Origin of the sequence: Micromonospora sp. NPDC126480, from assembly GCF_040302465.1 — a bacterium.
Lineage (GTDB): Bacteria > Actinomycetota > Actinomycetes > Mycobacteriales > Micromonosporaceae > Micromonospora.
Genome location: NZ_JBEORU010000050.1, coordinates 3,287 through 26,395, shown reverse-complemented (window position 1 = coordinate 26,395; position 23,109 = coordinate 3,287). Strand labels below are relative to the sequence as shown.

At 69.3% G+C, this 23,109-nt stretch carries 12 protein-coding genes and 4 CRISPR repeat arrays; of the genes, 2 read left to right on the top strand and 10 right to left on the bottom strand.

Features of this window, described 5'->3' with window-relative positions; genetic code table 11:
- Positions 1-91: 91 nt before the first annotated feature.
- A CRISPR array of direct repeats spans positions 92-548; the repeat unit is 29 nt; unit sequence CTGCTCCCCGCGTACGCGGGGGTGATCCC.
- Positions 549-639: 91 nt separating this feature from the next.
- Positions 640-1,035: a CRISPR direct-repeat array (repeat unit 29 nt; unit sequence CTGCTCCCCGCGTACGCGGGGGTGATCCC).
- Between the two features lie 89 nt (positions 1,036-1,124).
- Positions 1,125-1,581: direct repeats of the CRISPR family, unit length 29 nt; unit sequence CTGCTCCCCGCGTACGCGGGGGTGATCCC.
- Positions 1,582-1,650: 69 nt separating this feature from the next.
- From cas2e to ABTW87_RS29500, 9 genes are read right to left on the bottom strand one after another with little or no spacing between them, the layout of a single operon-like run.
- Positions 1,651-2,043 carry a type I-E CRISPR-associated endoribonuclease Cas2e gene (gene cas2e / locus ABTW87_RS29540; RefSeq protein ID WP_350654638.1) on the bottom strand — a complete coding sequence of 131 codons (393 nt, stop codon included), beginning with the start codon at positions 2,041-2,043 and terminating at the stop codon, positions 1,651-1,653.
- The gene (gene cas1e / locus ABTW87_RS29535) at positions 2,043-3,011 is read right to left on the bottom strand and encodes a type I-E CRISPR-associated endonuclease Cas1e (RefSeq protein WP_350654637.1); all 969 of its coding nucleotides are present in this window, start codon (positions 3,009-3,011) and stop codon (positions 2,043-2,045) included. The genes cas2e and cas1e overlap by 1 nt, the downstream gene beginning before the upstream one ends.
- Positions 3,008-3,685, bottom strand: coding sequence for a type I-E CRISPR-associated protein Cas6/Cse3/CasE (gene cas6e / locus ABTW87_RS29530; RefSeq protein ID WP_350654635.1), 678 nt, complete (start codon positions 3,683-3,685; stop codon positions 3,008-3,010). The genes cas1e and cas6e overlap by 4 nt, the downstream gene beginning before the upstream one ends.
- A gap of 2 nt (positions 3,686-3,687) precedes the next feature.
- Positions 3,688-4,389, bottom strand: coding sequence for a type I-E CRISPR-associated protein Cas5/CasD (cas5e, locus tag ABTW87_RS29525; protein ID WP_350654634.1), 702 nt, complete (start codon positions 4,387-4,389; stop codon positions 3,688-3,690).
- The gene (gene cas7e / locus ABTW87_RS29520) at positions 4,386-5,510 is read right to left on the bottom strand and encodes a type I-E CRISPR-associated protein Cas7/Cse4/CasC (RefSeq protein ID WP_350654633.1); all 1,125 of its coding nucleotides are present in this window, start codon (positions 5,508-5,510) and stop codon (positions 4,386-4,388) included. The genes cas5e and cas7e overlap by 4 nt, the downstream gene beginning before the upstream one ends.
- Positions 5,507-6,181 carry a type I-E CRISPR-associated protein Cse2/CasB gene (gene casB / locus ABTW87_RS29515; protein ID WP_350654632.1) on the bottom strand — a complete coding sequence of 225 codons (675 nt, stop codon included), beginning with the start codon at positions 6,179-6,181 and terminating at the stop codon, positions 5,507-5,509. The genes cas7e and casB overlap by 4 nt, the downstream gene beginning before the upstream one ends.
- Complete coding sequence (casA, locus tag ABTW87_RS29510) at positions 6,178-7,836, bottom strand: type I-E CRISPR-associated protein Cse1/CasA (protein ID WP_350654631.1); 1,659 nt, start codon at positions 7,834-7,836, stop codon at positions 6,178-6,180. The genes casB and casA overlap by 4 nt, the downstream gene beginning before the upstream one ends.
- Positions 7,837-7,861: 25 nt before the next feature.
- Positions 7,862-10,699 (bottom strand): CRISPR-associated helicase Cas3', encoded by a 2,838-nt coding sequence (gene cas3, locus ABTW87_RS29505; RefSeq protein ID WP_350654630.1) that lies wholly within the window; start codon positions 10,697-10,699, stop codon positions 7,862-7,864.
- On the bottom strand, positions 10,696-12,798 hold the full coding sequence (locus ABTW87_RS29500) for a UvrD-helicase domain-containing protein (RefSeq protein ID WP_350654628.1): 2,103 nt from the start codon (positions 12,796-12,798) through the stop codon (positions 10,696-10,698). The genes cas3 and ABTW87_RS29500 overlap by 4 nt, the downstream gene beginning before the upstream one ends.
- A 240-nt stretch (positions 12,799-13,038) precedes the next feature.
- Here ABTW87_RS29500 and ABTW87_RS29495 point away from each other — a divergent pair, with 240 nt between their 5' ends.
- Entirely contained in the window at positions 13,039-14,349 is a 1,311-nt protein-coding gene (locus tag ABTW87_RS29495) for a serine/threonine-protein kinase (RefSeq protein WP_350654627.1), read from the top strand.
- Here the strand turns inward: ABTW87_RS29495 and ABTW87_RS29490 are convergent.
- Positions 14,288-14,881 (bottom strand): hypothetical protein, encoded by a 594-nt coding sequence (locus tag ABTW87_RS29490; RefSeq protein WP_350654626.1) that lies wholly within the window; start codon positions 14,879-14,881, stop codon positions 14,288-14,290. The two genes, ABTW87_RS29495 and ABTW87_RS29490, sit on opposite strands and share 62 nt — an antisense overlap.
- A gap of 423 nt (positions 14,882-15,304) precedes the next feature.
- Between ABTW87_RS29490 and ABTW87_RS29485 the strand changes: the two genes are divergently transcribed.
- Complete coding sequence (locus ABTW87_RS29485; RefSeq protein ID WP_350654624.1) at positions 15,305-17,404, top strand: N-6 DNA methylase; 2,100 nt, start codon at positions 15,305-15,307, stop codon at positions 17,402-17,404.
- A gap of 316 nt (positions 17,405-17,720) precedes the next feature.
- Positions 17,721-22,965: a CRISPR direct-repeat array (repeat unit 29 nt; unit sequence CTGCTCCCCGCGCACGCGGGGGTGATCCC).
- Positions 22,966-23,109: the final 144 nt, after the last annotated feature.

Below are 23,109 nucleotides of genomic sequence, written 5' to 3'. Positions count from 1 at the left end.
CGGCCACCAAGACCAACGACTAGCAAAGATCAACCAGCAGAGGGGGTTCGTTTTCAGCCGTCGTCAAGGGGTCCGTTTTCGGCCGTCGTTGACACTCCCCGCGTACGCGGGGGTGATCCCAGCGCACCCGGCTGCGGATTTCGGACGTGGAACTGCTCCCCGCGTACGCGGGGGTGATCCCGCCCGCCACTCGTGTGCCATGCTCGAATCTCCCTGCTCCCCGCGTACGCGGGGGTGATCCCTGCGAAAGCGGATGTGGGCAGAGGTGGAGGCTCTGCTCCCCGCGTACGCGGGGGTGATCCGTACAAGAGCCAGCAGATCGGCGTGAGTGTGGACTGCTCCCCGCGTACGCGGGGGTGATCCCCGGGCCGACCTGGTGCCGGTGACCGCCGGCTCCTGCTCCCCGCGTACGCGGGGGTGATCCCGGTTTCGCCGCCCGCTGCAACCCCGCCGAGAGCTGCTCCCCGCGTACGCGGGGGTGATCCCTTGCGCAGCGCACCGAGCGCGCGCACCGCGTCCCTGCTCCCCGCGTACGCGGGGGTGATCCCGCGGTGTCCGGCTCCGTGTCCGGCGGGAACACCTGCTCCCCGCGTACGCGGGGTGATCCGCCGGGGCCCGGCCTTTCCCCAGACGGGCCGGGCTGCTCCCCGCGTACGCGGGGGTGATCCCAGGTGATGTCGATGACCGCGCCGGCGGTCAGCCTGCTCCCCGCGTACGCGGGGGTGATCCCCCGACGACCAGGGCGTCGGGGCGGGTCTTGTCCTGCTCCCTGCGTACGCGGGGGTGATCCCGACAACCGCGGCCAACCCTGGCCGGCGGTGCACTGCTCCCCGCGTACGCGGGGGTGATCCCGCATCCACCAACGCCTCGTGGTGTTCGTCGATCTGCTCCCCGCGTACGCGGGGGTGATCCCGTCGATGACGCCGGCTCCCTCCAGTCCGCGCTCTGCTCCCCGCGTACGCGGGGGTGATCCCCATCCTCGACATGGAGTCCACCGAGCGCGCCGCTGCTCCCCGCGTACGCGGGGGTGATCCGGGCCCAGCGATGGCCGAATGGTTGATCGTGGACTGCTCCCCGCGTACGGGGTGATCCCTCGGCGCCGCCCTGTCCGGCCCGCACGAACGCCTGCTCCCCGCGTACGCGGGGGTGATCCCAGGGCGAGCGGCGCAAACCACGCCTTCACCCGCTGCTCCCCGCGTACGCGGGGGTGATCCGGGGACGTGCTCGTAGACCTGGGAGGCTTCAAACTGCTCCCCGCGTACGCGGGGGTGATCCCGGGCCGTGGACGACCGACCCGGCTGACTTCCCCTGCTCCCCGCGTACGCGGGGGTGATCCCCCGAAGATCACCGCGCCCACGCCCGGCGCTGTCTGCTCCCCGCGTACGCGGGGGTGATCCCGAGCAGGACTGGCTGGCGTCGCTGGAGGGTCCCTGCTCCCCGCGTACGCGGGGGTGATCCCGGCCGCTACCACCGGTGCAGCGAAAGCCTGCTCTGCTCCCCGCGTACGCGGGGGTGATCCCGCGGCGGTGGGGGCGAGTGTGGCGTTGGCAGCCTGCTCCCCGCGTACGCGGGGGTGATCCCTTGTGTGCAGGCCCGAGATTGTCTCCGTATGCGGGGAGGCCGCCGTATTCCAACCGCGGAACCAGCTGATCAGCTACCTTCTGCACTCTGATTCGGGGTTCGGTCGCCTCTTGGAGCGCTTCGCCCGAAGCGGCGACGCCGTGACGCTTTGCTCCAGCCTTTCGGCAGGGCTGGGTTGTAGGTCGTTCGGGCGTTGGGTCGACGCATCAGGGTGACGCCGTCGAAGTCGACTGGCTGCCAGTGGTGGTCGTGCACTTGAAAGCACAAGCGCTGCTCGCTCGGCCGTTGGTAGACAAGTAGCGCACGTCCAGGTCCGGCCATCTCGACGACTTTGGTCCAGAGCCGGTGCCGGATTCGGGTGTTGACGTGCCCGACGTAGACGCCCGTGGATATTTCCAGCAGCCACTGGGTCAGGTGGCCGCGTAGGCCTTCGGGGCAGGCTGTAAGAATGATGACGGTCATCAGAAATCGATTTCCTCGCCGTAGTTGCGTCCGCTGGCGAGTTCGTAACCGTTCTCATCCCACAGCCGTACGGTGTCGGCTGCTGGCTCGTCATGGAGCCACTGCTCATCGATTGGTCCGCCAGGTCCTGGGCTGAGCAGCAGGTTACGGATATCGCGAACGCAGCGGTCGAGAAGGGCGCCGTCGTAAACGTGGTCCCGGACGGCGCGGCGGGTGTCCGGACCGATGTCGGTGGATCCGCTGGCGACGATGTTGAAGGCGACCGGGATCGTGATGTCGGCCTTGTAGAGGTCGGCGATGTCATAGACGAATGAGCGGTCGTGGCCGGTGTGGATAAAGCCGAGGCCGGGTGAGAGGCCGAGGGCGACGATGACAGCGTGCACGATGCCGTACAGGCAGGCGTGTGCGGTCGACAGCGCCTGGTTGACTGGGTCGCTGCTGCTGAACTCATCCGGGTTGTACTCGCGGTTGTTCCAGGCCACGCCGGTGCGCTTGGAGTGTTCGCGATAGCAACGGCGTACCCGGGCTCCTTCTTTGCCGCGAAGTTGCTGCATGGTGAGGGCGGTGGTGTTCTCGTCCGGAAAACGCATGCGGTACATCTCTCGTGCTACCTGCAGTCGTCGGTCTCGGTGAGTGACTGCGCGGGCTTGGGCTACGAGTAGCCGGCTGGAGCGTGCCAGTGGGCGCCCGTGGGCGTAGTAGCGTACGCCGTGTTCACCGACCCATACCGCGGTGGCGCCGTTGTCGGCGAGGAGCATCATCGCCTGTTGTGTGACGCTGGTGCCGGGTCCGAGGAGGAGGACGCCGAGGGTAGCGGCGGGGATGTGGACGACGCCTTTGTCGTCGGTGGCGGTGATGGCGTTGCTGTCCCGGTGGATGACGCAGCGTTCGAGGTAGATGAAGCTGAGACGGTCTTGGGCGCGGTTGAGGTCGGCGAGGTCCGCCGGTGGGACACCTGGGATCTTCACGGCGTTGCCTGGGTGGGGGCGAGGGTGAGCAGCCCGCAGCCGTAGGCCTTGGCGTGGCCGATGCCGCTGATCAGGGTGTGGCGGAATGCGTCCGCGTTGGTGATCTGGAGGATGCCGTCGTAGGTGGCCGTGGTAAGGGTGACGGTGCCCATGCCGCGTCTAAAGGTGTGCGTCTGTCGCTGGTGTAGTCGCAGGTTGGGACGACCGTCCTGCTGGTGGGACACCGTGAATCCGTGCCGTCGAGCCCGGCGGGCAAGCCACTCGATTTGCTCCGGCTCGCGCAGGTAGCCGAAGCGTTGGGTCTCCTTGGCGTCGGCGGTCTTGCGTCCGCTGTGCGTCGGGTTGGCGGTGAGCCGGAATGCCCACTCCTGGCCGGCGTGCAGCGAGGTGAGTAGGCCGTCGTAACGTCGGCTCACCCAGGCCTCCTCTTGGGTGGGCCATCCGGCCTGCTTCACTAGGTGAGTGAGGTCGGGTCGGCCGGGGCTGACGATGTAGAGGAAGACGGTGGCGGCGGCTGGGGTGTCGAGGCGCCAAAGGGTACGGCTGCCGGGGCGCTCGTAGTCCTCGGCGGTTGGAAAGGCGGCACGGACCGCAGCGTGCATGGCGTGTGGTGAGGAGAGTAGTTTCCGGGCGCGGCGGCGGGCTGGGTTGATCTGGAATCGGGTGAGGAACATGTTCAGCCTCCCAGCAGGCTCAACGGGTCGTGCTCGGCGACATCGGCCCGCTCCGCGAGGTCGTTGGTGACGTCGACGTGCCGGCGCAGCACGGTTCGCCAGGTGTGCTGCCGATGAGCGGGGTCGAAGCTGATTGGCTCGTCAGGCATGGTTTCGGTGGTTGGTTCCCCTGGACGGGCGTCTCGAATGATCTCCAACCTGATGGTGCGGGCTGCCTTCTTGCGGTGCCATTCGGCCGCGAGCCATGGCCATTGTGTCAGCGCGTCATCGAGCGTCGAATCATGTACGCCGAGGCTGATCGGGCCGACGGGCGGACAGGACCGGCGCCCCAGGTAGAGGGGGAACTGTGGTCGGTTCAGTGCCTCCGCTAGTCCGTGGAGCAGTTCTCGTTGCCCGCTGACAGCGGCGAGGAAGACCGCGTCGGACAGGTAGAAGCGGTAGGTCAACGGTGCGCTGTGGCGGCCGTCGAGGGATCGGGCGGTCTGGAAGTCCCGCAGGATTTGCCCGGGTTGATCGAGCCGGACCCCGAATTCCAGGCCGAGTAGGTCGGTGAGGGGCTCGGTGCGGCGGAGGCCCTTGGCAGCGGCAAGCAGGCCGATCACTCCGCTCTTGGTGGGCGCGATCTCGGTGCCTCGGCGTGCAAAGCGGCTGGACGAGCCCCAGGATTGGAGTGGAGCGGCCAGCCGAAGGAGTAGCACGCTCATGCTGGCTGTCCGAGTGCCACGCTGACCTGCTCTCCCACTCCAGTGACCAGTTCGCTGAAGCTGACCGCTTTGCCGAGGTTGGTGAGTACCGCGGTCTTGTCTCCGACCTGGGTGACCCAGCTGCCGGTCGGCCGCTCACCGTAGGCATTTTCGACCGCTTCGGTGTGCTTGGCGAGCGCCACCGCGGCCAGCTCGATCCGTCCCGCGGCGTGTGTCTCGCGGATCGGAGTCTCGAAGGCTCCGACGAGGTTGATCGGCTGGGTGTCGCGCACCCTTACCAGCACGGCGTCGGGCAGTGTGCGGTGTGCGAAGGTGTTCTGCTTGCCGGTCGGCATGCTGCGAGCGAACGCGGTGAGGAACGCTTCGACGGCCGCCCGGGTCGCTCGGGCGTCTCCGAGGGTGCGATGCAGTGCGTCGACGTCGATGGTGGCGTACCGGTAGAGCGTGGACGAGTTGAACTCGATGGTTCCGATCATGCCGGCGCCCGTCTCAGACGCGTCGGCCTTGCGGTCGTCGACTGCGGTGAAGTAGTCGAACTCGTTGTCGACGGCATGGACGCTGATGGCGTGGGACACCTGGCACGCGGCGTCGACGTTGATGTCCGTCATGTCCGCCACCATCCGGCCGAACATGGCGACGTCGACGGAGTGCTCGGTGTCGAGCAGTGACTTGAACCGGGCCTTGTCAAGGGTGGTGCCGGCGCGGGATGCCTCAAGGGCGGCAGCGGCGAGGTTGTCCAACTGCCGGTGGCTCAAGAACAGCAGGTAGCCGGATTCGACGTCCTTCACCTCGCCCTTCTTCTTCTCCGCCTTGGCGAGGCCGCCGGCGACGAAGGTTGCGGCCGCTAGCGTGGATGCGGCCTCCTCGGACAAGCTCGGGTCCAGCGCCTTGATACGGGCTGCGAGCGACTCGCCCACCCGCTTGGTTCGCTCGCCGAGCTGGGAGCGGTCGAGCAGGTCGCCGAAGGCCAGCCGGATGGCCCGCTTCCAGGCCTGGCTGGAGACTCGCGCGCGTCGATATCCGCCGTACACGGCGGTCTTCGGCGAGCCCGTGTCGTCGCGGTTGAGGTTGCTAGGTGGCACGGTCTGGAGCGCGTAGATGTCGATGATGGTGCGGCTCATGATGGGTCCTCCTCGTTGGAGTCAGGGGTGAGGGTGTCGACGTCGGTGCTGGGTCGGCTGCGGAAGAACTCCCGGCCCCAGGTGGCTTGGATTTGGCGGCGACGGCTGGGCTTGCGGAGGGTTTGCAGGTCGTCGGCGAGCAGGCCGTAGTCGAGTGGGATCTGGTGCTCTCGAAGCATCGTGATCAGGCTGCGCAGGTAGTGGATGCTCTCCTGGTAGGTGCTGGCGGTGCCGAGTGCGGCGAACCGGCGCCGCACACCCTCCGGCCCAGCTGAATTGCGGACCAACTCGGACATTGCCTGGCCCAGCCCACGTCCCTCGACGTGCATGCGGTCCCGGCGCGACTGCTGGTGCAGTGCGTACAGGGTCACTGCGTCGTGCACGGCGTGCTCGGCGTCCGTCGCCTCGGCGTCGTCGGCTGGCCGGTAGCCCAGCAGGTGCTCCGGCACCTGTAGGTACCGCTCTAGGGTGAAGTCGAAGCCGGGGGTCCGGCCGATGCCGCGCCTCAGCCTGGCCAGTGCGCTGACGGCCTCGGGTTGGGGAGCGGTGCTCAACACCCGTGCCTGGAGTCCGCCGATTGTACGGGCGACATGGTCTCCGAGGTCGCGGCGGCGCCGTGAGCGTGGCTTCTGTTCCGGGCCGGCCGGTTGGCTGACTTTGACGGTGGTCATGCTGCTTCCTCCCGGTGGTGCGAAGCGGTGGCCGCCATAGGCAGCGCCTTGGCCAGGCCGGTCCGAAACCACGCTTCGGCCTGTGAGCTTGAGTAGTGCACCTCCCGGCCGGTGCGGTCGGTGCCGGTCCGGCCTACCCAGGCCGTCGGCCCAGCGGCCTCGACCAAGCCGAAGCCGAGCCGCTCGATGGCTCGGCGGACCAGCCGCTGCCACGCCGTGCGCTCGGCGGTTGGGTCGCTGTGGGGGCCGAGCCGGGCCAGCCAGTCGCGAAAGGCGCGGTCCAGCAGGGCGTACGCTCGCTCGGCTGCCCGGTCGGCCTCACCGCTGTCGGTGTCCCGGCTGCCGGCGGCGCGGGCCAGGTTGTCGGCGAGCCGCCGCAGCACCGACACCGCGGCCTCGGCGTCGCCGGCCGCGTCGACGGCCGTCGCCTGCAGTCCGGCGTCGCCGACCAGCAGCAGCGCGTTCATGGTGAGCGCGTCGTTGAACATCTCGTCGATGACCGACTGCTTGGCACCGTACGTGATGCTGACGGCATGCGGGCGGGCCTGGAAGTCCGGCCTGACGACGCCGGTGACGGTGAGCCGGGCTAGCCATTGCATCACCATCGGCGACAACCGCTGCGGGGGCTCGTTGCCAGGCGGTGGGGGTGAGGGCAGCAGGGTCTGCAGTCCTCGCCAAAGTGCTCGGCTGTGGTCGTGGGGCCGGGGTAGGTAGATCGGCGTCCGCTTCTGCTCGCGTTCCCGTGGTGCGCTGCGTCCCCAGACGCTCATCGGTTCCAGCAGGTGTCGGTCCTGCCAGTCGAACCGATCGCCGTTGGAGATCATCGCCCCGGTGATGGCGGTCGCGTCGCCGAAGAGGCGGATCCGTCGGGACTGCCAGGTGTAGAGGCTGAGCAGGCCGTACGGTCCGCGCGTCGCATCAGGTTCCTCGGCAGCGGTTTGTGGCTCGCGTTCCCACACCGGTAGGTCCCGCTCGTCGGCGACCTGCCATCCGGGAGCGACGGGAACTAGGTTGAGCAGCAGGGTCTCGAGCAGGGTCGCGCCTTTCAGGTACACGCCGCCGAGCCAGCCGAGTGAGCTGGCACCGATCGGGTAGCCCTTGCCGTTCTTGGCCAGCGGGTCTCCTACCGCACCGGTCTTGATGCCGGAGGTGTCGTATGCCTGGCAGTGCACCAACCAGCGGGCTGCCTCGGCGGGCGTGATCGCGTCCATTCCCGGTCCGGCGCGTGTAGTCAGGAACGGCATGCCGTTTGGTACGTCGGCGATGAGGCGCTCCAGCCCGTATGTGTTCTGCTTCGCCGCTCGCAGGTCGGCGACCTGGTAGAAGGGGTGCTTCGGGTGCAGCAGGTCGAACCGGTCACGGAAGACGTTGAGGTACTCGGCGATGTCGGCTGTCGGCAGCCGTTGGTCACGCCATAGCGCCTGCCAGGCTGCCTCGCCGGGTGGACCGTCGGTCGCGCGGTGCAGCACTGCCAGGGCGAGGCGCAGAATCGCGAAGGTCTGCGTGGGCAGTTCACAGGCGATCATGCGTAGGGTGCCGGCCTGCTCGAACAGTCCGAGTAGTGATACCTCGTGGCGCCGGCCGTCGGCGTTCAGTACCGGAATCCACGCCTCATGTGAGAGGGAGAATCCCGGTAGTTGCGGTGCATCGGTCATCGGCATCACCTCCTTGTGCGTCAATTCAGGCGGCTGCGCGGGTGACGCGCAGCCCTTCGTCGGGGTCGTAGTGCAGGTCGAAGCCGGCCACTGTGGCTCTGCCTGCCGGATCGAGGTCGAGTACGAGTTCGCCAGCTAGCCATGGGCTGTCCTGCCAGGCGCTGAGGTCGGTGCGTTGTTCCAGGTCGGCTATAACTTCGTCGATGACGTCGGCGGCGGTCATCGCCCGCGGCAACGGCAGAGTGCAGCGAGCGATCATGCGAGGCAGTGGCCGACGGGGCAGGCTTCGGGTCGGTACCGACACGGCGCCCTCGATCCAGGGTGGTAGGGCGAGGCCATCCGGTGTGCGTACCAGCAGCAACACCTCGAGGGACTCGGCGTCGGTGTCGCGGACGTGGCCCTGCGCCGCACGGTCGTCGGCGTTGCCGACGCTGCCGGAGAGCCAGCCGATCAGTGGGACCCCGTGCTCGGCGACACCGGCCAGGCGGAAGCCGTCGGCCTTCAACTCCTTGGCGACGATCTCGTCTCGATGTTTCGCCTCCGCCTCGGCCATCACGGGCTGCCACGACGGCGGGCCGATCGGAGCGTCGCTGTAGGCGCTCTGGGTGAGCGGCGCGATGTCGGCGGGTAGCCGCAGCGGCGCGCCATCCAGGTGCGGCAGCAATACGGCGGCGCTGCGCAGCAGCATGGCCGGCGAATAGACGCGGCGGGAGCCGGCTACCGACTGCGGTGGCTCGGTTGTCCAGTCGGCGCCGGTGATCCAGCAGGTCGGTGCTGTGAGTCGGGAGGGGCGACGGTCGCGCGGATGGCGGTGCAGTCGGCCGATGCGTTGCAGCACCAGGTCCACCGGGGCCAGGTCGGTGACGAGCATGTCGAAGTCGATGTCCAGGGACTGCTCGGCGACCTGGCTTGCCACCACCACGTGCCGGTGGGGGCGGTTGCCGCTGCCGGGTGGTCCGAACGCCTCTCGCAGCCAGCGATCCTTCGCAGCCCGGTCGAGGGCCATGAATCGGGAGTGCGCCACCGACACGGGTATGTCCGGTCCCAGCGTTGCGCGCAGCGCGGCGGCGGTCTCCTGAACCCGGGTCACGGTGTTACGGACCACGAGCGCGCAGCCCCCGTCGGTCAACTCGTCGCGCAGCAGTTCCGCCAGCGCGGGTGAATCGTCGTCCAGGCGGCGCAGCGTCACCTCGATGCCACGGCCGGAGTCGGCGCAGCTGATAGCCGTGGCACCACGGTCGGCAGTGGAGACCGTGACCAGGGGGTATCGCAGGTCGGTGCGGAGCGGGGCGTACGGGTCGACCCGAGGCTTGCCGCGGTCGCGCCAGGTGAGTGGGGGCAGTGGCCCGAGCCGGCCGGTGTCGTACGCCTTCATTAGCTCGGCTCGTCGGTGTGCTGGCAGCGTCGCGGAGAGCACGATCACTGGTACGCCGTATGCGCCGAGCCACTCGAGGGCCCGGTCGAGGAATCGACCCATGTAGACGTCGTAGGCGTGGGCCTCGTCGATGACGACGACCTTGCCGGTGAGTCCGAGGTGACGCAGCGCCAGGTGCTTGCTGCGTAGTGCCGCGAACAGCAGCTGGTCGATGGTGCCGACGACGAAGCTCGACAGGAGTGCTCGCTTGGGCCCGGCGAGCCAGGCATGCACGCCGATGTCGGTGCCTCCGGCGTCCTCGGCGATGCCGCTTGGCAGTGAGGTTGCGCGCAGTCGGTCGTACTCGGGGTTGAGTGCAGCTTTGCCGTGGGCCAGCCGTACATCGCGGTCGCCTCGACCCACCTGCGTGTCGGGTAGCCGGCGCAGCCAGGACAACATCCGGCCGAACATGGCGTCGCTGGTGGCCCGGGTCGGCAAGGCCAGGTAGCAGCCAGACGCTCCGGTACGGCGGGCCATGATTTCCACCGCCGCCAGCGCCGCCTCGGTCTTGCCCTCCCCCATCGCGGCTTCGACGATCATCATGGCGGGGACGGGCATGGTCTCGACCAACTCGGCGACCGTACGTTGCACCGGGCGCGGGGCCGCGCCTGCGGGCAACGAGAATCGCGTCCCAAACAGGTCGTCCACGGTCACGGGTCGGGCGGTGGGCCGCCACGGGACGGGCAGGTCCAGCAGTTCCCAGCCGGAGCGCAGCCGGTCCTCGTCTGTGCTGTCGAGGAGGTAGGGGAAGTAGTCCTCGTTGCTGGCGATCCAGTCGGCAACGATGACGAGGCCGGTGAGGACGGCCTGTACAGGTTGCGAGAGCGGTACGTTACTCCACTCGGTCAGCCGTTCTCCGGCGCCTGACCGCTCGGTCATCCAGGTCAGTAGATCCTGCTGCGCCTGCTGCCAGGCTGGGCCACCAAGCAGATGGGGGCGTACCTGCGCGTCACGAAGTCCTTCGTCGGTCGGCGGGACACCGTGGTGGCCTCCGACGATGACGGCGAACGGGTGGGGGTCGTTCCAGCCCTGCTGGTGCAGCCAGTTGGCGAGCACGACGTGCCCGGCGGTGGCGTGGGGGGCGTACCTGCGGTCGGTGCGGACAAGGTCCCGCTGGTAGCTGAGGCCGTGGTCGCGCATCCGTTCCGCCAGGGCGTGTGCCTGGCAGGCGAAGGCGGGGGTGGCTTTGCCGATGTCGTGCACGCCGGCGAGCCAAACGGCGAGAGTTCGGCCGTCCGCGTCTCCGGCGGGCAGCTCGTCGACGATGCGGTTACGGGCTGCCCGACCCAGCCAGTGGTCCCACAGTTGTCCGGCCACGTCGGCGGTGTCGGCGAGGTGTCGCCACAGTGGCAGCCAGCCGACCGGGGAGGTGCCTGTGCGGTCGGTCTTGCCCCAGATCGCGCGTGCCGCGTCGTCGAGCTTGGGGCCGCTGGCGGCGCGGGCGTTCATCGGCCCACCGGCAGCAGCGGGCTGGGCATGCCGCTGTGCGATAGGTAGAGCACGTCCCGGGCGCGGGTCAGGGCGACGAACAGGAGGCAGCGTTCGCGCTGGAGATCCTGCCGGTGGGCGTGCGGATCCTCCGTCGCCGAGGTGAGCGCATGTGGTGCCGGCAGCAGGTCCGCCTCCAGCCCGACGACCGCAAGGCACTGGAACTCCAGGCCCTTCATGCGGTGCATGGTGGCGACGTGTACGCCGTCGTTGCCCCGCTTGTCGTCGGCGACGGGAATGTGTGCTTCGCTCAGGATCCTGCTGATGGCCTTGACGAGTTGTCCGGTGCGGACGGCTACACCGATGGCGTGCGGCTCGACGCCCTGCTCCAGCCAGGTCCCCACCCGCTCGATCAACGCCTCGAACTCACTGTCGCGGCTGCTGTGAGCAGCAAACTCGGGTGCGCCACCGCGGGTGACCGAGCGATATCCGCGCAGCGTGTCGTCATGACCGTCCAAGCCGATGGCGGCGTCGCCGCCCAGAACCTTGACCGACAGGTCGAGGATCTCGTGTGTGGTGCGGTAGTTGACGGTGAGCCGGCGGGTGCGGCCGCGGACCTCGATGCCGAGTTGGGCCAGGGACACATGGTTGTCATAGATGCGCTGGTACGGGTCAGCGAGCAGGAACATGTCGTTGGGCCCGGGCGCGACGAGCGCGCGCAGCAGTCGCCACTGCGCGGGGTGCAGATCCTGTCCCTCATCCACGACGACGTGTCGGTAGGGAGTTGCGGTGCGGCGCGCTATCGCGGCGGCCTCGTCGGCGAGCTGGGTATGGGTACGCAGGCGCCGCTTCGCCAGCTCCTGCGCCACCCCGTCGATCGCATTCCACACCTGCTCCCGGTGCGCGGCGCGCAGGCCGGTGCCCCGGCCTCTACGGTCGGCGTCGCGGTAGGCCTCGAAGATCGTCAGTTGCTGCGCCAGTACCACCTGCTCCCACTCGTGCCGAAGGAAGGACGGGCTGAACCTGCTGATCTGGCCGGCGCGGTTCAGATAGGTAGGCCCGGCTGTCGCGGCGGCTTCCCACAGCTGGTCGATGACCTCGTTGTCGGCGATGGTGACTCTCCTGCCGTCCCTGGCGACGATTTCGTAGGCCAGCTTGTCGACGCTGATCACGTCGATGCGGGCCCGCACTACCGGATCGGCGGTGAGCCGGTAGAGCTGTCTGCCGAGCGCGTCGGCGAGGGCTCGGGTGAACGTGGTCAACAGGACCTTTTCGCCGTCAGGCAGCCGCTCGGCGAGGAACACCGCCCGGTGCAGGCCGGTCACAGTCTTCCCGGTCCCGGCGCTGCCTGTCACCAGCGCGGGACCGCTGTACGTTTCGCGGTAGGCAACGTCGCGTTGAGTCGGGTGCAGGAAGGTGCGCCACACGTCGAACGGATGGGCGAGAATGGCCGCGAGTTCCACCGGACCGGAGACGAAGGCGATCCGTTCGGGAGTGCGACGCGCGGCGGCCAGCAGGTCGTCGGTGTCCACGCCGGACACAACTTGGTCGGCCAGCTCCGCCCACACCTCCGCTACGGTCATCCCACTGGCCAGGCCTCGCAGGCTGTCGAGCTGTGCCTCCGGCAGGCGCCCGGCCAGGCTCTCCAGTTGCTGGTCGGTGGCGATGACCCGCAGCAGCGGCACAAGGTCCTCGTCCACCCCGAGCCGCGCGAAGTCGGCGATCGAGACGTGGTCGAACAGCGCGCCGCTGGGCGGTTCGGGCGGCGTAGCGCTGACGTACTCCTCGATACCGGCCTGGTCACGCATCTCCAGGACGCCGAGTACCTGGTTGACCGTGAAGCGCCGGCTTACCGCGAAGGCGATGGCGTCGTCGTGAGGAAGGACATCGAGCAGCGCGTACTTGTCGTCGCCAAGAGCGAGCACCACCCCGCGATAGGACAGATCAATGCGGATGGTGCGGATGTTGGGATCCCGGGCCCCGGTCAACTTCTCCAGGTGCAGACCTGCGTGCGTGTGCTCGGCGAACTTGCTGATGGCGGCGTCGACCGCACGCTGAACCCGGCGTTGCAGCCGGGCATATGCGGGAAGGAACCCGCGGCCAATTGCCAACTCAGCCATGCCATCCCCCGTGTCGGGTACCCGGGCGTGCCGGGGAGTGGGTGTCGGAACTGTCGTGCGCCGGACATGGCCGGTGGTCTCGGTCGCGCAGCATGGACCATGCACGGCCGGAACTGGTGCAACCGCTGCACATCCTCCCACCCTGTGAATAGCGTTTGCAAGAGTTAACCTGTTGCCTCTGTTCACCAAAGGTCGCGACTGGCTGGACAGAGGTGCGACGCCGCCGTCGAGTCGGCCGCTATGCTGGGATTCGTGGTGCCCGGCACGAGCGTCAAGGACCGGTACATGCTGGGCCGATTTCCGTTGCCCCACAGAGGAATGGGCGAGGTTTGGCCGGCACGGGACACACTGCTCGACCGGCCCGTCATTGTGAAGTTCATTGATGCATCCGTGATCGACCTGGACCTGGTGCGCCGGTTTCGCCGTGAGGCGTTGCTGACCGCTCGCCTCAGCCACCCCGGCGTTCCCGCCGTCTACGACCTCGGGGAGTACACCGGCCAGCCCTACGTCGTCCTCCAGAAGATCAACGGAATCGCACTGAACGACCTAGTCGCGGAGCAAGGTCCACTTCCGATCGGTTGGGTGGCCGCCATCGGAGCCCAGATCAGCAGTGTTCTCATCGCCGCCGGGCGTCTCGGTTTGGTCCATCGCGACATCAAGCCGAGCAACGTCATGCTGGAAACGAGCGGGGCGGTGAAGGTGCTCGACTTCGGACTGGCCGCCGTGCCCGACGACGAGCGCTACTCCCGAATCACCCAGAGCGGACAGAGCCTCGGCACGGTGGGTTACATGGCGCCCGAACAGATCCGCGGTGAGGATACCGACCACCGCACCGATCTTTACGGCCTGGGAGCGACCCTTTTCGACCTGCTTACCGGCAGCCCACCGTTCGACGGCGCAACCACATTGACAACGGTGCGCCACCAACTGGGCACCCCCCCTCCGCGCCCTACAGAGCTACGGCCGCAGATCCCCGCGGTGCTCGACGATTTGGTGCACGCGTTGCTCGCATCCCGTCCCAAGGATCGCCCCGCCCCTGCGGCCGAGGTCTACGCCACGCTGGCGCCGCTCGTCCAGGATCTGCCGCCGCTTCCCGGCGTAATCGACGACACCGACGAAGCGGTGCAGGCGTACGCCGCGATCGTTGGACGGGTGCCGCAGCAGCCACGCTCTAGGACGACGCCCACCGACGAGAGGGCCGGGCTCGCCCTGGAGCAGGCACTGCGGCACGCGGAACACATGCAGGCTGCCGGACATTTCCGAGCCGCCGCGCGTCAGTGGCGCCGGCTAGCCGAGGATCACGCCCGGCGCCATGGCGATGAGGATCCTGTGGTGTTCGATCTCCGACGGCGTGCCGCGCGAGCCCACATTGCGCTCGGTGAGCGCGACCGGGCGCTGCGGCAGCTCAACACCCTGCTACAAAGCCGTATCCGCGTAGACGGGCCGGAGCATGACGCGGTGCTGGATCTGCGGCAGGAGATCGCGCGGCTCAGCGGGGAGTCGACGGACTCACCTCCCGTTCCACGAGACTCACACGACGCGGATCGCTGAACGCCCGAGGCAGCAAAACTGCCTTCTGCTCTGGGAAGCGGCCATCCCTGTAGCGGAAGATCCGGGCGCAGTTCTGCCCACGGGTCTCGGTTGTCAGAGCACGCACAGCCAGCGGTGAGTACATGCTGCTGTGCTTCAGCCAGGCTGCCTCCTCGCCGTGCCGGTCGAACCCCCGACCACTCGCCGCATGCCCGAACACGTCGTGGACCGCACGGAACATGTCGTTTTCGCCGTCGCTGAGGTAGGGGTGCGGGTTGCCGCTGGCACTGCTGGCCCAGACCTTCAGGCGACGCTGCCGCACATCGTGGAGCATGGACTCGACCTCCGCGTACGGGTCCTCGTCGACGATCCGCACCGCTATTCCCAGGCCGCCGAACTCCGGCCGGCCCACCAGCAGGTGATACTGCTGAACGGTCTCCCTACAGAAGGCGGCGTAAGCGGCGAAGGCACGCTCGTCGCGACGCGGCGCAGCCACGTAAGCGTCCGCGATAGCCGCACCGATCACGGGGTCAAGGCGCACCCGCGCGTACACGTCGGACGCGATACCTGTGGCACCCGGCCGGTACCGGCGCGCACCCCGGCACACGTATGCGACGGGCGGAAAGTACGGAGACGACACCGTTGACAGCACGGATTCGAGCAAGAGTGTTCATGGTCCTCCTTCAACTGTTGGGCCTTGTCGGATCTGGTCAGCGCGGTCCCGCGTCCTCCCGCTGGTCTGGCGAGACCGCACTCCCGGCAGAAGGCATGTGCTGCTCACGGCGCAGTAGCTCGCCGAGCATACGGATCTCGGAGGCCCGTCGGGCCTGACAAAGTTTGGCGATCTTTCCGACGGTGGTGCTGCGACCACGACGAGGCATCGGTTCCTCCAAGAATGACTGTGAATCGGAACACCAAACACGGTAGCGTCTGTGAACTATATAAACAAGCGTGACATCCATGCTAGTGTTCACGTGTGACAGAAGAGCCGATCCTGGCCCCTAGCGAGAGCACCCTGACCGCCAGCGGCATCGCGCGACTGGCCAACGTCGGCAGGGCAGCGGTGAGCAACTGGCGGCGCCGCTACGCCGACTTTCCCGCACCGGTGGGCGGCACCCCGGCAAGTCCATCATTCGACGCGCGGGAGGTGGAGCGCTGGCTACGACGCCACGGCCGACTACATCAGGCCGGCGCTGAGCAGTGGGCCTGGCAACACATCGAAAGCTATCAGCCGGCGTCGCAGATCAGCGACGTGCTCGGCATCGCCGGCGCGTTCCTGCTCATCCGCGCGAATCAAGCCGAGCACACCGACGCCCGCCTGCCGACGCCGCGGCAGCTGATCACCCGCCTGCGGGCCCTCGACTCCGGTCTAGCTACGATGGTCGCCTCGGTGCTGCCAAAGCAGTGGGTGTCCCCGCTCACCACCCTGTTGCAGCTGCTCAACCGGCTCAGTGCGGAGCGAGGCGCGGAGGCCACCTTCGAGTACCTGCACGGACGATACGTAACGTCGGCACAGTCGCTATCCGGCCTCGCCGGCACGCCGGACACCGTGGCCGAGGTGATACTGACCCTCGCCGACTCCGGTGCCCGCACCTTCGACTTCACCAGTGGCACCGGATCGATCCTGCGAATGGCCGCCGACCGCGCCCTGCGGACCGGCAGTGCCACGCGATGCTACGCGCAAGAGATCAACCCGCAGTACGCCCTGATCACCATGTTGCGACTCTGGTTCGTGCACCTGCGCGCCCGACACACCGGGCAGGACCCGCAACCACCCGTCGTCCACGTCGGCGACAGCCTGCTATCCGACGCTCTGGGCGACCTACGCGCCGACGTCGTCGTCGCGAACTTCCCCTTCGGCATCCACGACTGGGGACACGACCGCCTCGCCTACGACCCGCGCTGGGCCTACGGACTCCCCCCACGCACCGAGCCCGAGCTCGCCTGGGTGCAACACGCCCTGGCCCACCTCTCCCGCGACGGCACCGCCGTCGTGCTCATGCCTCCGGCCGCCGCATCCCGTCCCGCTGGGCGCCGCGTCCGCGCGGAACTGGTTCGCCGCGGAGCGCTACGCGCGGTCATCGCTCTCCCCGCCGGCCTAATGCCGCCGACCGGCGTCGGACTGCACGTCTGGGTTCTCACCCAACCCGACCCTCAACAGCTACGCGCCGGAGACCTGCTCGTCGTCAACGCCGCTGCCGCCTCTGACACTCGACCCCTAACCGAGATCGTCGGCACAGCATGGAGCGCCTACCGATCAGGTCAGCACACCGAACAACCCGGAGTCCACCGCATCGTGCCCGTCATCGAGGTACTCGACGACCAAGTGGACCTGACACCACAGCGCCATCTGCCACAGGCTGGCCATCTCGCCGCTGACCCGTCCCAGATCATCGCCAGGATCGATGAGTTCAACCAACTGCTCGACCGTATACGGCACGCCGTACCTGCGGTTAGGCAGGTCCAGCACACACCGCTACACGACGCACCCCAGGCCGACATCGGCGACCTCGTCCGGTCCGGCAGCATCTGCCTAGAACGCGCGGCCTCGCGTCACCGAGCTACCAGCAGCGCCACCATCGAGGCGGCCGTCCTAACCGCCGCCGACATCTTGTCCGGCGGACCACCTACCGGGTCAGTGATGCGCGCCAGCGACGACGAGCCCGGACCACGGGTGCGTCCAGGCGACATTCTCGTCCCCGCCATCGGCCGCAAGCTAAGCGCCCGGGTAGCAACCCCAGAACAAGTCGGCACCGAACTCGGACCCGGAACTCAACTCATACGCGTCGACACGACCCGCTTCGACCCATGGTTCGTTGCCGGCATCATCTCCCGCACCGACAACCTGCGCACAGCAGGCCGAGCCTCGAACACCGCCACCGGCACCCTACGCATCGACATCAAGCGGCTCACTATCCCCGTCGTGCCACTGGATCAACAACAGGCGTACGGAGAAGCTTTCCGTCAGCTCGTCGACATCCGCACCACCCTCGACCACGCTGCAGCAACCGGCGCCACGCTCACCCATGAAATCGGAGACGCCCTAACGGCAGGCGTACTCGGCCTCTCGTCTTGATCCCACTGAGAAGATGGCCCCCTTCCGACTCCATCAAGGCGCGACAGAACCGGCCACGTCCATACCAAACGAGCCAACACCGGCCGCTATCAGCGGTTGGCGCCCGCAAGGTGCGCAATGAACGAGACCCTGTGGCGGCAACACTGCACACCGTCCTCGGCTGTCGCGAGTGGCACGACCGGCATCAGCCGATACGCTCCACATAGTCCTCGTGTGATACCCGACGTCCCGCATCTGAACCGACATCATTATGACCTTGATTGTGCAAGTGAAGGAAAACCGCACGGTTGATCTGTAGAACCCCAGGTCAGGAAGTCTGCTCCCCGCGCACGCGGGGGTGATCCCACATCCCTATCCGCATCCCCAGAGCGGATTGGCTGCTCCCCGCGCACGCGGGGGTGATCCCGCAAAGGATGTCGACAATGCGGATCAGTGATGCTGCTCCCCGCGCACGCGGGGGTGATCCGCCACGTGGACGGCTCGCTGGATCCGGACGCCCCTGCTCCCCGCGCACGCGGGGGTGATCCCCGGTCCCGGCGGGCACGCGGCGCCGCCGCCGACTGCTCCCCGCGCACGCGGGGGTGATCCCTCGAAACGCTGCGGGCCGGTGTCCCAGGTGTGCTGCTCCCCGCGCACGCGGGGGTGATCCCGTGTCGGTGAACGACCTGGCGATGCTGCTGGCCTGCTCCCCGCGCACGCGGGGGTGATCCCCGGGCGCGGGCCGTGCTGGCGGCAGCCTTCTCCTGCTCCCCGCGCACGCGGGGGTGATCCCGACGCGTAGGTTCGCCCGTCGGCGACGCCGGCCTGCTCCCCGCGCACGCGGGGGTGATCCGTCGGGCTATCAACTGGGCATCGGGGAGTCGTCCTGCTCCCCGCGCACGCGGGGGTGATCCCCGGGGTGCTGCCGTGACCACCTCCGCGCCGTACTGCTCCCCGCGCACGCGGGGGTGATCCCCCCACCATGCAGCCGGCCACGGACAGCGGCACCTGCTCCCCGCGCACGCGGGGGTGATCCCACCTGTGCGCGGCTCATCACGCGACCGCCTTCCTGCTCCCCGCGCACGCGGGGGTGATCCCCACTCGTAGCCGAAGCTGGACGCCCAGACCGCCTGCTCCCCGCGCACGCGGGGGTGATCCCAGCCGCTCCCCGGAGATGAAGAAGCCGCCCAGCTGCTCCCCGCGCACGCGGGGGTGATCCCAGCCACGGGGACACCAGCGGGCGGCGGTAGATCTGCTCCCCGCGCACGCGGGGGTGATCCCCACGAGCGCGGGGCGGGCCCGGCGCCGCGGCCCTGCTCCCCGCGCACGCGGGGGTGATCCCCGGCGGTCGCTGTTGTCCAGGACGATCGTGCACTGCTCCCCGCGCACGCGGGGGTGATCCCAAGGCGCTCACCGGCTCGACGACCGAGTACCTCTGCTCCCCGCGCACGCGGGGGTGATCCCTGCTCGCGCACCCGCGCAAGGGCGACCGCGTCCTGCTCCCCGCGCACGCGGGGGTGATCCCCAACGGCCGATGATCCGGAGAGAGGCACCCCCCTGCTCCCCGCGCACGCGGGGGTGATCCCCATGCCCGCTGGTCGGCGCCGAGCATGGTTTTCTGCTCCCCGCGCACGCGGGGGTGATCCCCGCCTCGTCCACGAGCTCCTGACCGCCCTGGACTGCTCCCCGCGCACGCGGGGGTGATCCCTTGAGGGAGTTCGCCTCCTTCAGGTTGCCGTCCTGCTCCCCGCGCACGCGGGGGTGATCCCTCCCTGCCCAACACCTGCGCCCACAACCGCTCCTGCTCCCCGCGCACGCGGGGGTGATCCCACCACTATTGGCTGGGTCGCTATAGGCACAACCTGCTCCCCGCGCACGCGGGGGTGATCCCGCCTTCTCGTCGGTGACCACCACGGTCGGGTTCTGCTCCCCGCGCACGCGGGGGTGATCCCCGCTGGGAGGCGGTTTGTGGCGTCGGGTGCGGCTGCTCCCCGCGCACGCGGGGGTGATCCCACGCCGTCGTCGATGCCGTGCTCGAACGCGAACTGCTCCCCGCGCACGCGGGGGTGATCCCCGCAGCAGAGGGCTTTCCACACGGAGCAGTCGCTGCTCCCCGCGCACGCGGGGGTGATCCCATGTCGAACGCGTTGTCCGACTGCGTGCCCAGCTGCTCCCCGCGCACGCGGGGGTGATCCCACCCGGCCGGTCTGCTCTTCGATCCACCGCGACTGCTCCCCGCGCACGCGGGGGTGATCCCTCGGCGGGCGGGTTGGCTGGTGTGGTCACGCTCTGCTCCCCGCGCACGCGGGGGTGATCCCAGGATGCACGCGATGAGCGCAAGCATCGGGGTCTGCTCCCCGCGCACGCGGGGGTGATCCCCATGCCCGCATCGACCGCCCAGCGAGCGAAGACTGCTCCCCGCGCACGCGGGGGTGATCCCGTGCCGGCCCCAGCCGCCGTTGACCTGAAACGCTGCTCCCCGCGCACGCGGGGGTGATCCGGCCCGGGCCTCCAGCCGACGACTCTGGAAGATCTGCTCCCCGCGCACGCGGGGGTGATCCCACGGAGCAGAACTACAACTTCCAGGGCATCGACTGCTCCCCGCGCACGCGGGGGTGATCCCTCGTCGCCCTCGTGCACGGTGCGGGCGATCAGCTGCTCCCCGCGCACGCGGGGGTGATCCCTGGTACTGCTCGTCGACATCCGGCACCGCAGCCTGCTCCCCGCGCACGCGGGGGTGATCCCGTAGCCGCTACCGCCGCATATATGGCATTGTCCTGCTCCCCGCGCACGCGGGGGTGATCCCTGGTATGTGGGCGGCGCAGGAGCCAATGGATCCTGCTCCCCGCGCACGCGGGGGTGATCCCGTGCCGGGTCGTACGGATCTCGCGGGCGGTGTCTGCTCCCCGCGCACGCGGGGGTGATCCCGGCCCGGCCGCCTCCGACAGCCGACCGAACGCCTGCTCCCCGCGCACGCGGGGGTGATCCGGTTCGCGGTCGCCTCGGCCCGGTTCGAGCGGACTGCTCCCCGCGCACGCGGGGGTGATCCCTGGCCGCGCACGAGCGAGGCGGAGGGGACACCCTGCTCCCCGCGCACGCGGGGGTGATCCCTTTCACAACCAGCACCCGACCCGCACCGGACACTGCTCCCCGCGCACGCGGGGGTGATCCGTCGGCGTCGGCAGGCAGAGGCGGAAGATCCGACTGCTCCCCGCGCACGCGGGGGTGATCCCGTGTCCGCGTCGTCCGACTCCAACACCGCGGTCTGCTCCCCGCGCACGCGGGGGTGATCCCACACCGGCCCGGGCCGGCCGCTCCACCTCCGACTGCTCCCCGCGCACGCGGGGGTGATCCCCTATTCAAGCTGTACAGCCCTCGCACGTCGGCCTGCTCCCCGCGCACGCGGGGGTGATCCCGTGGCCGTCGCCGCGAACTGCCGGGCCGCGAGCTGCTCCCCGCGCACGCGGGGGTGATCCCTACCGGGTGGAGGCGCTCAAGGCGAACCGGCCCTGCTCCCCGCGCACGCGGGGGTGATCCCATCCAGACGGTGTCATGGCAGGGCCGGGACTTCTGCTCCCCGCGCACGCGGGGGTGATCCCGCGTACGTGTTACCCATGCCCTGGTAGGGGCCCTGCTCCCCGCGCACGCGGGGGTGATCCCGTGTCCGGGTAGAACCCGGTCGGGTCGTCGCTCTGCTCCCCGCGCACGCGGGGGTGATCCCGCCAAGGCCGACTTCCTCGGCGTGTCCCGATCCTGCTCCCCGCGCACGCGGGGGTGATCCCGCCAGGCGGACCACCTCGTCCGGACGCTCCCGCTGCTCCCCGCGCACGCGGGGGTGATCCCCGGCAGCAGGCCGCCCCGGCTCGCTGGCGGCTCTGCTCCCCGCGCACGCGGGGGTGATCCACGACCGCGTCGTCGAGGACGTACGTGCTCTCCCTGCTCCCCGCGCACGCGGGGGTGATCCCCGTGCGAGCTGCATGCGGTCGACGGTCTGGTCCTGCTCCCCGCGCACGCGGGGGTGATCCCCGGGGGTCCATGACGCCTTCGGTGATGGCGTCCTGCTCCCCGCGCACGCGGGGGTGATCCCACCAACACGACCCCGGTGTTGTTCACGTTCGACTGCTCCCCGCGCACGCGGGGGTGATCCCAGGCCCGCCTTGTCGAAGCTGCCGGCGACGACCTGCTCCCCGCGCACGCGGGGGTGATCCCCTTGAGGGCAACCGGTGGGGTGGCCTGTACGACTGCTCCCCGCGCACGCGGGGGTGATCCCGGTTTCCGGTTGATCGGTCAACCCTCCGCAACCTGCTCCCCGCGCACGCGGGGGTGATCCCGTTGCCGAGCTGCTCTTGTTCGGCAGGGAGCCCTGCTCCCCGCGCACGCGGGGGTGATCCCGAACAATGAACCCCGACGGCCCCGACACCTACCTGCTCCCCGCGCACGCGGGGGTGATCCCAGGTGTTGAGCCATGCTGTACGCCCACAACGGCTGCTCCCCGCGCACGCGGGGGTGATCCCGCCGCCCAGTCCAAGCAGATCGCCCGGCAGGCCTGCTCCCCGCGCACGCGGGGGTGATCCCATCGAGCTGGAGCGGGCCATGCTGGACGTGGCGCTGCTCCCCGCGCACGCGGGGGTGATCCACCGCACCGCCGTCCCACCCGAGCTGAACGCCGTCTGCTCCCGGCGCACGCGGGGATGATCCCGAGAAGAGAAGAGAACCCGAAGTGCTCAGCTACTGCTCCCCGCGCACGCGGGGGTGATCCCCCCTCACATGTACGCTAAGACGTGCCCTTGCGCTGCTCCCCGCGCACGCGGGGGTCATCCTATACCCGACACGTTGTTGGGATTCGCCAATCTCTGCTCCCCGCGCACGCGGGGGTGATCCCGTAGCGCACAGTGAGTCCCGTCAGTGATGCCCCTGCTCCCCGCGCACGCGGGGGTGATCCCCCGCGCCGGTTGAACGCCACCGTCTGGCCCTTCTGCTCCCCGCGCACGCGGGGGTGATCCCGTAGAAGGGGCGACGGAATGTTCTGGCACGGCCTGCTCCCCGCGCACGCGGGGGTGATCCCGCGGTCGGACGTTTCTCGATCGCCGCAATCAGCTGCTCCCCGCGCACGCGGGGGTGATCCCCCCCGGCCCCCGACGACGCTCACAGCGGCTCCTGCTCCCCGCGCACGCGGGGGTGATCCCGCTCCGACCCGACGCCTGGGCCGAGCCCTTCGCTGCTCCCCGCGCACGCGGGGGTGATCCCTCCTGCCGTCCGATGTCCTGACGGTCGAATGGCTGCTCCCCGCGCACGCGGGGGTGATCCCACGCCCCCGACATCGAGCGAATCTCGGACACGCTGCTCCCCGCGCACGCGGGGCTGATCCCGCCGTACTGCGGGCCCAAGTCGAGGCGGGCCTGCTCCCCGCGCACGCGGGGGGTGATCCCGTCTACGATCACACCCCGCGGGGGTGATCCGGAGCGCTACCAGGAGTTCAACGTCGCCCAGGGCTGCTCCCCGCGCACGCGGGGGTGATCCCGACATCTACCTGCCGCCGCTGCCCGGCATCGGCTGCTCCCCGCGCACGCGGGGGTGATCCCTCGGCACCGCCCTGCCCGGCGCGCACGAACGCCTGCTCCCCGCGCACGCGGGGTGATCCCTCGGCACCGCCCTGCCCGGCGCGCACGAACGCCTGCTCCCCGCGCACGCGGGGTGATCCCTCGGCACCGCCCTGCCCGGCGCGC